This window comes from Syntrophomonas zehnderi OL-4, from assembly GCF_000983115.1.
In the GTDB taxonomy this organism is placed as follows: domain Bacteria; phylum Bacillota; class Syntrophomonadia; order Syntrophomonadales; family Syntrophomonadaceae; genus Syntrophomonas_B; species Syntrophomonas_B zehnderi.
In genome coordinates, this window is the sequence record NZ_CGIH01000018.1 from 128071 (window position 1) to 141009 (window position 12939).

The window sequence follows — 12939 nt, forward strand, 5'->3', positions numbered from 1 at the left end:
CTGCACCTCCTTCCCTGTATTAATCAATAAGTAACGCTACCGCTGCTGAACCCACTTCAATGCCACAGGCATTACCCAGTTGTTCCATTTTATTTACTTCTTCGATTTCCACTTGGTATTGGCGGCATAATTCTTGCAGGGGTCCAATAATATGCGGTTCAGCATCGTCAGCCAGATATACTTTTTTGGCCAGGCCCTTGGTTATAGCTTTTTTAACTTGTTTACTGCCAATAACCTTGTTGCCCTCCCGAATTTCATTCAGCGACAATACTGCCCCTCCTTTTGACAAGTAAAGCCATGGAAATCTTAGCTTTTTTGTCACGCACCCTAATATTTTATCACCAAGGTCAGATGCCGTCAAATTTAATTTAATTTGTCTGAAAAAAAAATAGCCTGTCCGTATCTTTACATATATATATGTTCTGAAAAATACCTTAAAACCTTGGTTAGGCATAATTTGCAAGACGCAGATTACTACGGCTTAGTCCTGAATAAAGTTCACTTTCTCATTTAACCAGCATAATCTGCGTCTTGCTTCTTACTCTAAAATATCCGTTTTTACTAGCTAATTATAACCGTTCATATTAACCTGATATTTCTTCTACGGCAAGGTTTTCCTGGTTTTCTTCTATAGTAATGTTTTTGTAGATCGAGTAGCCGGTTCCGGCCGGTATTAGTTTGCCGATGATAACGTTTTCCTTAAGTCCGAGTAAACTATCGACCTTGCCTTTTATGGCGGCTTCAGTTAAAACCTTGGTCGTTTCCTGGAAGGACGCGGCCGATAGGAACGAATCAGTGTTAAGGGACGCTTTGGTAATGCCTAGCAGCATAGGTGAACACACTGCAGGTAAACCACCGGCAACGATTGCCTGCAGATTTTCCTCTTCAAAATTAGCTATATCTACAAAGGCTCCCGGCAAATGGGTAGTATCCCCGGATTCTTCTATCCGAACCCGTTTCATCATTTGACGGATCATTATCTCAATATGTTTGTCGCTAATATCAACACCTTGGGAACGGTATACTTTTTGGACTTCCTGCAGAACATATCTTTGTACTGCCTGAACGCCTTTGGTTTTTAAAATATCATGGGGATTCAGCGGACCTTCAGTCAAGGCATCACCAATATCTACCCAATCCCCTTCTTGGACTTTAAGGCGGGAGCCATAGCTTACCAGGGCACTGGCCAAAGCTTCATCGTTTTCGCCTAGTATTTGAACTTCACGACGGCCTTTGCTTTCACCCATGGCAATTTTTCCGGAAGCTTCAGCTACCAGTGCCTGGCCTTTGGGTTTACGAACTTCGAAAAGTTCTTCTACACGCGGAAGACCACGGGTTATATCTTCACCTGCAACGCCGCCGGTATGGAATGTACGCATAGTTAACTGGGTTCCTGGCTCTCCAATGGATTGAGCTGCCAATATACCTACCGCTTCACCTATTTCCACATCGTAACCGGTCGCTAAATTGCGCCCATAACATTTTTTGCAGACACCGTGGCGGGTTTTACACGTTAAAACCGTGCGTATTTTCACCCGCTCGATTCCGCTTTTTTCGATGGCGTATCCGATGTCGTCATTAATCATCTCATTTTCTTCAACCAATACTTCATTAGTAACCGGATGTAGAATGGTATCCACTGATACCCTGCCAATAATTCTCTGATGCAGTGGTTCAATTAATTGCGAACCTTCCATTATTTTCTCTACCCAGATACCCTCGGCTGATTCACAATCTTCTTCGCGGACAATTACATCCTGGGAAACATCGACCAATCGGCGGGTCAAATAGCCCGAGTCAGCAGTTCGCAGCGCTGTATCAGCCAGCCCTTTACGAGCCCCATGGGTGGAAATAAAGTATTCTAAAACAGTCAGGCCTTCACGGAAATTTGCCTTGATAGGCAAATCAATGATTTTACCCTGCGGGTCGGCCATTAAACCGCGCATACCTGCCAACTGACGAATCTGCTGGAAGTTACCGCGGGCCCCGGAGGTAGCCATCATATATACCGGATTGTCTTCCTGTAAGTAATTTTTCAAGGCTTCCGTGACATCTTCCGTGGCTTCGTTCCATATTTCCACGACTTGACTGTGACGCTCATCCTCGGTAATCAAACCTACCTGGAATTCTGATTCAATGGCATCTACTTCCCGATCAGCCGCAGCCAGTATTTCCTGTTTCTCTGGCGGAGTATGGAAATCGGTGACTCCAACACTCAAACCGGCCCGAGTGGAATAATAAAAGCCTAGCCGTTTTATTCCATCCAGCATTTGGGCGGTTCTGGCATTGCCTTCCAGGCGATAGCATTCATAAACGATATTACCTAATTTCTTTTTGTCGATTGTTTCATTATAGAAACCCAGACTGCTTGGGATAATCTCGTTAAAAATAACCCGGCCTACGGATGTGTCTACTGTCTTGTATGGGATTTTATAAGGGGCGCCTTTCTCTTCGGCTTCTTTTAATTCCTGATCAGATAGTTTAAGCCGCACCCGGATTTTCTCGTGCAAGGTGACGTTTCCTAGTTCATAAGCCATCTGGGCTTCGGCTGCATTGCAAAATATCCGGGTTTTTTCCACATCCCAGTCTTCTTGGTTGATATAGGTCAGATAATAAACCCCTATAACCATATCCTGGGTAGGTGTTACCACTGGCTTGCCGTCTTTCGGGTTTAATATGTTGTTGCTAGCCAGCATTAACAGGCGGCATTCAGTTTGGGCTTCAGCCGATAAGGGAACGTGTACCGCCATCTGGTCGCCGTCAAAGTCAGCGTTATAGGCCGTACAAACCAGTGGATGCAGTTGTAAGGCACGTCCTTCCACCAGCACCGGTTCAAAGGCCTGAATCCCTAAACGATGCAGGGTTGGAGCGCGGTTGAGCATTACGGGATGTTCCTTGATTACGTCATCCAGGATATCCCATACTTCTTCCCGACCCCTTTCCACCATTTTTTTGGCGCTTTTAATATTGGAGGCAATGCCCTTATCTACCAGTTTTTTCATAACAAAAGGTTTAAAAAGTTCCAAGGCCATTTCCTTGGGCAGTCCGCACTGATGCATGGCCAGATTGGGCCCCACCACAATAACTGAACGGCCGGAATAGTCCACCCTTTTGCCCAGCAGGTTCTGACGGAAACGCCCCTGCTTGCCTTTGAGCAGATCGCTTAAAGATTTTAACGGGCGATTGCCCGGTCCGGTCACCGGCCGACCTCTGCGTCCATTATCAATCAGTGCATCAACGGCTTCCTGCAGCATCCTTTTTTCATTACGTACAATAATATCCGGTGCGCCCAGATCCAAAAGCCTCTTTAAGCGGTTATTGCGGTTAATTACCCGACGGTATAAATCATTTAAATCCGAAGTGGCAAAACGTCCACCGTCCAATTGAACCATCGGTCTTAATTCCGGAGGTATGACCGGTAATACGTCTAAAATCATCCATTCCGGGTTGTTGGTTGATAAACGGAACGACTCGGTCACTTCCAAGCGTTTAATCCCGCGACCTTTTCTTTGACCGGTAGTGTTGGCGATCTCGTCCTTCAATTCCTGGGACAGTTTATCAAGGTCAACTTCAGCCAACAGTTCCCTGACAGCTTCGGCACCTATGGCAGCATGAAAATTGTCTCCATACCTTTCCCGGTGCTCACGATATTCGCGTTCGTTAAGCAACTGTTTCTTGAGCAACGGGGTATCACCGGGGTCAATAACTATATAATTTACAAAGTAGATTACTTTCTCCAAAACCTTGGGCGACATATCGAGCAACAATCCCATCCGGCTGGGAATTCCTTTTAAATACCAGATATGACAGACTGGGGCTGCCAATTCAATATGCCCCATGCGTTCTCTCCTAACCTTGGAGGTAGTCACTTCTACTCCGCAGCGATCACAAACGATCCCTCTATGCCGGACGCGCTTATATTTCCCGCAATGGCATTCCCAGTCTTTTACAGGACCAAATATTTTCTCACAAAACAGTCCCTCTTTCTCCGGTCTCAACGTACGGTAATTGATAGTCTCGGGTTTTTTTACCTCACCACTGCTCCATGATCTAATTTGCTCAGGAGAAGCCAGGGATATTTTGATCCGTTCAAAATTGTTTACATCCAACAAATCATTCTCTCCCTTCCAGAAGATTTGGTACCTAGCCTTAAGGCTTAATCAACAGTCTAAAACGCCAGGTTTTTATATCAGATCATCCAGATTATCTTCTGCATCTTTGCCCAGATCAACCTCATCCAAATCGCCTTCAAGATGAGTACCCAGATCTTCAATATCATCCGGATCGTCATCGTCCGGGTCTTCGTCCTGATCTATACCCTTCTCATATGATTTGGAGCCTTCGCCCCTGCGGGAAGCTGACACTTCCGGTAAGTCCACACCTAATTCGCGGGCTTTTTCCTTTTCATTTAAAGCATAATCCATATCTTTAATCTGGATTTCATGATCATCCCCGGATAGTATTCGTATATCAAGAGCCAGGCTCTGCAATTCCTTGATTAAGACTTTAAAGCCTTCGGGAACTCCTGGTTCAGGAATGTTATCACCTTTAACGATGGATTCATATGTTTTTAAGCGGCCCTGCACATCATCAGATTTTACCGTTAATATTTCCTGGAGCGTATACGAAGCACCATATGCCTCCAATGCCCAAACTTCCATTTCGCCGAATCTTTGTCCGCCGAACTGTGCCTTTCCTCCCAACGGCTGCTGGGTAACCAATGAGTACGGGCCAATAGACCGGGCATGGATTTTATCATCTACCAGGTGAGCTAGTTTTAACATATATACATAGCCGACCGTTACTTCATGGTCGAATTTCTCTCCGGTTCTGCCATCTCTTAATACGGCCTTGCCGCTAATCGGCAAACCGGCTTGGGCACGCAGTTCCACAATATCCTCTTCGGTCGCCCCATCGAATATGGGGGTAGCGATATTTATGCCCAAAGTTTTAGCAACCCACCCCATATGACACTCCAATATCTGGCCTATATTCATACGAGAAGGTACTCCCAAAGGATTTAAAACAATCTGTACCGGCGTTCCGTCTTCCAGGAAAGGCATATCTTCTTCCGGCAGGATTCTGGAGATAACCCCCTTGTTTCCATGACGCCCGGCCATTTTATCCCCTTCGGAGATCTTGCGTTTCTGAGCAATATAGACCCTTACCAAGCGGTTCACGCCCGGGGGCAGCTCGTCCCCGTTTTCCCGGGAAAAACGCTTGACGGCTACTATTTTGCCAGCTTCACCGTGGGGAACACGTAAAGAAGAATCTCTTACTTCACGGGCCTTCTCTCCAAAGATGGCTCGGAGCAGACGTTCTTCGGGAGTCAGCTCGGTTTCACCCTTGGGGGTAACCTTTCCTACCAGGATATCGTCAGGTCTGACTTCCGCCCCAACACGAATGACGCCCTGCTCATCCAAATTTTTAAGCATTTCTTCAGATACGTTGGGAATATCCCGGGTGATTTCTTCCGGACCCAATTTGGTATCGCGGGCTTCACACTCATATTCTTCTATATGAATCGAGGTAAATACATCTTCTCTGACCAGTTTTTCTGACAGCAGGATCGCGTCTTCATAGTTATACCCTTCCCAAGGCATGAATGCAACCATAACATTACGACCCAGAGCTAATTCTCCATTATCGGTACTGGGGCCATCCGCTATAATGGTATCAGCTTCTATCCGCTGACCTGGTTTTACTATCGGTCTCTGGTTATAACAGGTTCCCTGATTGGAACGTACAAATTTAAGTAATGGATAGGTCTGAGTAGTGCCATCATCGGCTTTTAATATTATGCGGTTGGCGCTTGCGTTTTTAACTACCCCGGATTTTTTGGCGATGACTACCGCGCCTGAATCCTTGGCGGCTTTGTATTCCAAACCGGTACCGACTATAGGTGCTTCGGTTTTGATGACCGGAACTGCCTGTCTTTGCATGTTGGCTCCCATCAGAGCCCGGTTGGCATCATCATTTTCCAAAAAGGGGATTAAAGAGGTAGCCACGCTGAAAACCTGCTTGGGTGAAACGTCCATGTAATCTACCTTGTTGGTGGTAACCTCCAGAATTTCATCAGCATACCTGGCTTCAACGCGTTCCTCTTTGAATTTGCCATCTTCATCCAGCGGCGCATTGGCCTGTGCAACCGTGAAATCTTCTTCTTCATCGGCTGACAGGTAGTGGATTTCATCCAAAACTTGACCGGTTTCTTTATCTACCTTGCGGTAAGGGGTTTCAATGAAACCAAAATCATTAACCCTGCCGTAGGTAGCCAATGACCCGATCAAACCAATGTTGGGACCTTCTGGTGTCTCAATGGGGCAGATCCTTCCATAGTGGGAATGGTGAACATCTCGAACCTGGAAGCCGGCCCGTTCGCGTGTCAAGCCCCCTGGCCCCAGGGCGCTTAAACGTCTTTTATGGGTTAATTCTGCCAGTGGATTGGTCTGATCCATAAATTGCGATAACTGGGAACTGCCAAAAAATTCTTTAACAGCCGCAGTGATGGGGCGAATATTTATGAGTACCTGCGGGGTAAGGGTCTCCACGTCATGGATACTCATTCTCTCCCGGACGACCCGTTCCATTCTGACCAGACCGGTGCGGAATTGATTTTGCAGCAGTTCGCCGATAGAGCGTAGTCTCCGGTTGCCCAGATGATCAATTACATCGGTTCTGCCTTCACCTTTAATTAGTTTAAGTATATAGCCAATAGTGCTGATGATATCTTCAACGGTCAGGTGACGTACCTCAACCGGTATATCAAGTCCCAGCTTTTTATTGACCTTGTATCTTCCTACCACAGCCATGTCATAACGGCGCGGATCGAAGAAAAGATTTTTTAAAAGTTGTTCAGCGGCATCCTCCGTAGCCAGTTCACCCGGACGAAGCCGACGATAGAATTCTATTAAGGCATCTTTTTTATTGGTGGTGGTATCCTTATCCAGGGTTCGCACGATATTCTCATCATTATCGTACAGTTCCAGGATAGCTTCATTGGTTTCATAGCCCAGGGCTCTTAGAAGCACGGTCACAGGTATTTTTCTGGTCTTGTCGATACGCGTGTAGATGACCCCGGCACTGTCCATTTCCAGTTCAAACCAGGCGCCGCGATTCGGTATTACCGTAGCACCATAAAGATTGTTACCGGCTACGTCCAACTTTTCATTAAAATATACGCCCGGGGATTTTACTAATTGGCTTACCACAACCCTCTCTGCACCGTTAATAATAAAGGTTCCTTTGTCAGTCATTAAGGGCAGTTCACCCATGTATACTTCGGATTCTTTTATTTCTCCGCTTTCTTTATCGCTTAAGCGTACCTTAAGTTTTAACGGAGCTTGATAACTAACATCCCTTTCTTTGCATTCCTGCACCTCGTATTTAGGATCTCCCAAACTATAATCGATGAAATCCAGTTCCAGGTGCCCGGTGAAATCATAAATAGGGAATACTTCTTGCAGGGCGGTTCGCAGCCCTTTTTCCAGGAACCACCCGTAGGAATCCAATTGTACCTGAATGAGATTTGGCAGTTCAATCACATCTACGATTTGTGAATAGTCGTATCTCTGTGCGTTGCCATATTGTACCATTTGCGCCATTTACTTCACCCCTTTTAAAGATTGGCAAAAGAGTGAAAAGCAAGGCCTAATTCTATAAACCCCGCTTTTTATCAACTAAACTTTTAACGTTAGATATTGCCACAATACATCTATAATGGCAATTATCAATGTTATCACAATATAATTTTTCAGTCAAGGCGTAAAACTTGTTTTTATACCTGATCACTCTGAAACATTAGCAACCTGCTACTCAGGCTTGGTCTTGGGATGACAGATCGGCCTTTTCTTCCTGAACCTGATCGCCTTTAGACTCGTCTTCCTCAATCTTAACAGCTTCAATCCTGGGTATTCCTATCTCATCTTCCTCAATGACGATGTTATCCAATGAATATGTGTCGGCAATAATTTGATTTACCTTGCGCATACGTACCGCGAAAAAAATAAACATTATAATAACACCCAAACTCAGGATGCTGATTCCCAGCAGCCAGCCGTCAAAAGTAACGGTTTTTAAAGTAAAGGCTGACCCAAGCGGTGTTCCCGGATTTTTAATACGCCATACGGCGGTATGGTCAATTATTTGATCGGCGGAACTTGCCCTTATCGATCCCGGAACCTCAATCCTAACCTGCAAGGACTGAACCCCGGATAGATTTTTATACAATGATTCTTGGGCTAATGTGGCATCCGGTTTTATTTTGCTTACAGTACAGAATAGGTAATTGTTCTGATTCACCTTAATCGGCAGTTTATCCGGCATTTGATTGTATGCCTGCCAATCTGTAACTGTGCGGGAGAAAACCTGTTTTTTATCGTCCTGGGTCTCTTGCCAGGCAGAATCGTGGTACTCAATTGGGGGGCCGGTTACAGTTATAATCTCACGCAGGCTGCCGTCTTCATTCCATTTGATCTGCCACTCGGCTTCTGCGGCTCTGGCTACAGGCGTGAATATCAGCAAAAAAAGTAGCCCTAAAATGACTTCGGGGAGATGTTTTCTCATAATTATCATTTCCCTTCTTTTTGCATTCTATACCTAATTTTATACCACTAACCCAATATAATCCATAAGCTAAATATTTATGTCAGACATTATTTTAAGACGCCCACCGGGGGGAAACCAGACTGAATTAATAAAGGTTATTATAAGAGCATGGTTTTTTTAAGAATCTACGAGCTGTTAGGCGCAAATACTTTTAAATCCCTGAGTAATCGGGCGCATCTTCTGAGCATCGCTTCGCTTCGTTAAAGAAGCTGGGCAATAAAAAACGAGTGCCTTTTTTAAGGGCACTCGTTTTAATTATGTTTTTATTTAACTTCGACGCTTGCTCCGGCTTCTTCAAGCTTGGCTTTGACTTCATCGGCTTCGTCTTTGCCGACTTTTTCCTTGACCGGATTGGGGGCTCCGTCAACCAGGTCTTTGGCTTCTTTCAGACCCAGACCGGTTATTTCTCTGACAACCTTGATTACATTGATTTTCTTGTCGCCGGCTCCAGTCAGGATAACATCAAATTCAGTCTTTTCTTCGGCAGGTGCGGCTGCGGCAGCGGGAGTAGCGGCGGCTACCGCTACGGGAGCAGCAGCACTGACACCAAATTCTTCTTCCAGTGCTTTAACCAGTTCGGATAATTCCAAAACGGTTAGCCCTTTAACGATATCAATAACTTCTTGAACTTTACTCATTTTAAAAAACCTCCTTAAAATTCTAATCAATCATATTTTTCTTTAATTCTCTGACCCCAGGCTTCCGACTTCGGACTTCTTTTCTAGCTAGCCTTCTGTTCCCTAATCTGATCCAAAGTTCTAACCAGACCTGTTAGGTTGGCATTTAGAACATTAGCAAAAGAGCTAATCGGTGCCTGCATCGTTCCAATAACTTGAGCTATCAATATTTCGCGAGGCGGCAGATCAGCTAGATTTTTAATTTTTTCGGCGTTTATAGTTTGGCCTTCCAAAATCCCAAATTTAATCTCCAGGTTTTTATGAGTTTTGGCAAATTCAGATAAAACCTTGGATGGCATAACTGGATCTTCTTTGCTGAAAACTACAGCATTAGGTCCGTTTATCTGAGCAGCAGCATCGTCACAACCGGCTTTTTGAAGAGCAAAGCGCAGCATGGTATTCTTCAATACCTTTATTTCCACCCCCGGAACCCGCAGTTTACTTCTAAGCTCAGTCATTTCTTCTACGTTTAAGCCCCTGTAATCTGAAAATACAACCAGCGTGGCTTCATCCAAGTCTTGATAGATTTCTTCGACAACTAATTGTTTTTTCTCTATTTTAGTCATTAAATTCTCACCCCCTTTTAAAAATCTAAATGCTTTCTTGTTGCCTGTGCTTTTATGGTCTAAGTAACTTAAGATGTAAAAAACCTCTGCACATAGTCTTGCAGAGGTTAATTTAACCTTTCGTCATTAAATGACATAAGCTGTATTACATAAACCTCGGCGGGCAAACTCACGTTTTTTAAGGCTTTCGCCACCGGCTATCTGCAGTTTGTATTTTCGGTTTTCATATAGTGACAATTTTACCTTTTGGCAGCCATTATTACCAGCGGGTTAACTTTAACACCCGGCCCCATGGTAGAACAGATGGTGACTGAGCGCATATACTGACCTTTAGCTGCCGGTGGTTTGGCCTTGATCAAGGCATCAGCAAAGGCATACAGATTATCCTGCAGCTTGTCAACCTCAAAGGAGACTCTGCCGATCGGAGCATGGATTATAGCGGTTTTATCCACCCGGAATTCAATCCGGCCAGCTTTCAGCTCATTGATGGTTCTTTCAATTTCAAAGGTAACTGTACCGGCCTTGGGGTTCGGCATTAAACCTCGGGGGCCTAATATTTTACCCAGTTTGCCGACTACGGCCATCATATCTGGAGTAGCCACAGCTACGTCAAAATCAAACCAGCCTCCCTGGATTTTTTCAGCCAATTCTTCGCCGCCGACATAATCGGCACCGGCCTGTTCGGCCTCTTTGGCTTTTTCACCCTTGGCAAACACCAATACTTTACGGGTTTTTCCAGTTCCATGGGGCAGGCTGACGGTTCCTCTTACCTGCTGGTCGGCATGGCGAGGATCAACACTTAGTTTGACATGTACTTCTATAGTTTCATCAAATTTGGCACTGGCAAGTTCTTTAACCAGGTTCAGTGCTTCCTGGGAATCATACAGTTTGTGTTTATCCACCTTTTGGGTGGCATTTTTGTAGTTTTTACCTCTTCTCATTCTGCTTACCTCCTTGTGGTTATTGCGGATATTATCCTCCCACTTCGCTTGCCGATTAAATGCTCGTCTAATCGACTACTGTTAAGCCCATACTGCGGGCAGTACCTTCAATCATTTTAACGGCTGCATCCAAATCAGCTGCATTCAAATCATTCTTCTTGGTTTCGGCAATTTCTACCAGCTTGGCCCGGCTTACTTTGCCTACCTTTTTCTTGTTGGGTTCGCCAGACCCTTTGTCAATACTGGCTGCTTTCTTAAGTAGATCTGAGGCAGGGGGGGATTTAAGCACGAATGAAAAAGATCTGTCTTCGTAGACAGTTATTTCCACCGGCACAATAAAACCGGTTTGGTTCGCAGTCTTGGCGTTGTATTCTTTGCAAAAACCCATTATGTTCACACCATACTGACCCAGGGCTGGGCCCACAGGGGGTGCTGGAGTTGCCTTGCCTGCCTGAATCTGCAGGGATATCTTTCCCATCACCTTTTTTGCCACAATTACACCTCCTTATATTTTATCAACTTGTTCATAATCCAGTTCCACAGGTGTTTCTCTGCCGAACATGGAAATACTAACCCTTACTTTGCCGCGGTCAGGCAACAATTCCTTGACTATACCTTCAAAATTTTCGAACGGGCCGTTTTTAACCCGTACGTTTTCCCCGATCTCAATATCAATGATCCTGGGCTTTTGATCTACCAAGCCCATCTGTCTTAGAATTTTTTCGATTTCTTCATCCTGCAAAGGGATAGGCTTGGTTCCGCTCCCCACAAATCCTGTTACACCGGGTGTATGATGAACCACATACCAGGACTCATCATCCAAAATCATATTTACAATTACGTATCCAGGAAAAACCCGTTTAGTGGTCACCTTTTTTTTGCCGCCCTTAAACTCTACTTCCTGTTCTTCCGGGATGATAATCTGAAATATTTTGTCCTGCATATTCATGGACTCCACCCGTTTGGTCAAATCCACCTTGATTTTGTTCTCATAGCCAGAGTAGGTATGTACGACATACCATTCGCCTCTTTTTTCATTGACCACATCCATGGTTGTTTCTTCGACAGGCATTACGGGGTTCTCCTTAATATTTGATTTATCTTCGGCGGTCAACTACAACCACCTCCTCCTTAGGCAAAGGCTTTCATTAAAGCAGTAAGCAAGAATGACAGCCCTTTGTCAAACAGCCAGATAATCAACGCAACTAAAGCCACTGTGAAAAGCACTACCCCGGTATAGGCTGTTAGCTGTCTGCGATCCGGCCAATGTACTTTTTTTAATTCACTCCATACGCTGGCAAAATATTCGCGGGTATTACCCAGCCATAATTTCATGCCATTTTGCTGTTGCGCAGGGGTATTATTCTTAGCCACTATTTTCACATCCCCAGGTTTACTTAATCTCCTTATGGATTGTATGACTATTACAGAATTTGCAATACTTTCTTACTTCCATTTTTTCAGTATTTTTTTTCTTGTCTTTAGTAGCTTGATAATTGCGTTGTTTACAGTCACTACAAGCTAACGTAATGCCTACCCTCACCATGACACCTCCATCCATGTATAAAAATACTACAATACTCTAGCATATGCTGCCCGGCAATGTCAATAGTGATGGCACTGACCGTTGGGGATTGATTATTTAGTCAATGCTGGTAACAACTCCGGAACCAACTGTTCTGCCGCCTTCTCTTATTGCAAATCTCAAGCCTTCTTCAATGGCAATCGGGGTTATCAGTTCTATGGACATCTGAATGTTATCACCGGGCATTACCATTTCTACGCCTTCGGGTAACTGGATTACGCCGGTCACATCTGTTGTCCGGAAGTAAAACTGGGGTCTGTAGCCACCAAAGAACGGGGTATGGCGACCGCCTTCTTCTTTGGACAGTACGTATACTTCACCTTTGAACTTGGTTAAGGGCTTGATGCTGCCTGGTTTGGCTAATACCATGCCTCTTTCCACGTCTTTTCTGTCCAGTCCTCTTAACAGGGTGCCGATATTGTCTCCGGCTTCGGCATAGTCTAATAGTTTTCTAAACATCTCTACGCCTGTTACTATGTGTTTTCTGATCTCTTCTCTCATCCCTACTATCTCGGTTTCGTCTCCAACCTTGACCTGGCCTCTTTCTACCCTGCCGGTTACTA

General features: G+C 44.9%; 12 protein-coding genes and 1 other annotated feature. All 12 genes read right to left on the minus strand.

Going from position 1 to position 12939, the window contains the following annotated elements; all coding sequences use genetic code 11:
* Positions 1-19: 19 nt before the first annotated feature.
* Positions 20-268 carry a L7Ae/L30e/S12e/Gadd45 family ribosomal protein gene (locus tag AAV90_RS15390; protein ID WP_046496422.1) on the minus strand — a complete coding sequence of 83 codons (249 nt, stop codon included), beginning with the start codon at positions 266-268 and terminating at the stop codon, positions 20-22.
* Positions 269-584: 316 nt separating this feature from the next.
* The gene (gene rpoC / locus AAV90_RS05410; protein ID WP_046496423.1) at positions 585-4112 is read right to left on the minus strand and encodes a DNA-directed RNA polymerase subunit beta'; all 3528 of its coding nucleotides are present in this window, start codon (positions 4110-4112) and stop codon (positions 585-587) included.
* Positions 4113-4184: 72 nt separating this feature from the next.
* On the minus strand, positions 4185-7604 hold the full coding sequence (gene rpoB, locus AAV90_RS05415; RefSeq protein WP_046496426.1) for a DNA-directed RNA polymerase subunit beta: 3420 nt from the start codon (positions 7602-7604) through the stop codon (positions 4185-4187).
* A gap of 211 nt (positions 7605-7815) precedes the next feature.
* Positions 7816-8565, minus strand: a complete 750-nt coding sequence (locus AAV90_RS05420) for a hypothetical protein (protein WP_046496428.1) — start codon at positions 8563-8565, stop codon at positions 7816-7818.
* A 305-nt stretch (positions 8566-8870) separates the two neighbouring features.
* A complete protein-coding gene (rplL, locus tag AAV90_RS05425; RefSeq protein ID WP_046496430.1) occupies positions 8871-9245 on the minus strand; it encodes a 50S ribosomal protein L7/L12 in 375 nt (124 codons plus the stop codon).
* Positions 9246-9328: 83 nt separating this feature from the next.
* Complete coding sequence (gene rplJ / locus AAV90_RS05430) at positions 9329-9850, minus strand: 50S ribosomal protein L10 (protein WP_046496432.1); 522 nt, start codon at positions 9848-9850, stop codon at positions 9329-9331.
* Between the two features lie 68 nt (positions 9851-9918).
* Positions 9919-10075: a sequence feature (ribosomal protein L10 leader region), on the minus strand.
* A 14-nt stretch (positions 10076-10089) separates the two neighbouring features.
* The gene (rplA, locus tag AAV90_RS05435) at positions 10090-10791 is read right to left on the minus strand and encodes a 50S ribosomal protein L1 (RefSeq protein WP_046496434.1); all 702 of its coding nucleotides are present in this window, start codon (positions 10789-10791) and stop codon (positions 10090-10092) included.
* A 67-nt stretch (positions 10792-10858) separates the two neighbouring features.
* Positions 10859-11284: a 50S ribosomal protein L11 gene (gene rplK, locus AAV90_RS05440; protein WP_046496436.1), complete on the minus strand. Its 426-nt coding sequence runs from the start codon at positions 11282-11284 to the stop codon at positions 10859-10861.
* Positions 11285-11296: 12 nt separating this feature from the next.
* Complete coding sequence (nusG, locus tag AAV90_RS05445; RefSeq protein WP_242847488.1) at positions 11297-11863, minus strand: transcription termination/antitermination protein NusG; 567 nt, start codon at positions 11861-11863, stop codon at positions 11297-11299.
* 59 nt (positions 11864-11922) lie between these two features.
* The gene (secE, locus tag AAV90_RS05450) at positions 11923-12126 is read right to left on the minus strand and encodes a preprotein translocase subunit SecE (protein WP_046496447.1); all 204 of its coding nucleotides are present in this window, start codon (positions 12124-12126) and stop codon (positions 11923-11925) included.
* A 58-nt stretch (positions 12127-12184) separates the two neighbouring features.
* The gene (rpmG, locus tag AAV90_RS05455; RefSeq protein WP_046496449.1) at positions 12185-12334 is read right to left on the minus strand and encodes a 50S ribosomal protein L33; all 150 of its coding nucleotides are present in this window, start codon (positions 12332-12334) and stop codon (positions 12185-12187) included.
* Between the two features lie 99 nt (positions 12335-12433).
* A partial coding sequence (locus AAV90_RS05460; RefSeq protein ID WP_046496438.1) for an EF-Tu C-terminal domain-related protein occupies positions 12434-12939 on the minus strand: 506 nt, incomplete at its 5' end.

Bases quoted from the DNA above. Each gene is read 5' to 3' on its own strand.
- rplL (WP_046496430.1), bottom strand. From the start codon at position 9,245: ATGAGTAAAGTTCAAGAAGTTATTGATATCGTTAAAGGGCTAACCGTT.
- rplA (WP_046496434.1), bottom strand. From the start codon at position 10,791: ATGAGAAGAGGTAAAAACTACAAAAATGCCACCCAAAAGGTGGATAAA.
- nusG (WP_242847488.1), bottom strand. From the start codon at position 11,863: ATGCCTGTCGAAGAAACAACCATGGATGTGGTCAATGAAAAAAGAGGC.
- rplJ (WP_046496432.1), bottom strand. From the start codon at position 9,850: ATGACTAAAATAGAGAAAAAACAATTAGTTGTCGAAGAAATCTATCAA.
- AAV90_RS05420 (WP_046496428.1), bottom strand. From the start codon at position 8,565: ATGAGAAAACATCTCCCCGAAGTCATTTTAGGGCTACTTTTTTTGCTG.
- rpoB (WP_046496426.1), bottom strand. From the start codon at position 7,604: ATGGCGCAAATGGTACAATATGGCAACGCACAGAGATACGACTATTCA.
- secE (WP_046496447.1), bottom strand. From the start codon at position 12,126: ATGAAATTATGGCTGGGTAATACCCGCGAATATTTTGCCAGCGTATGG.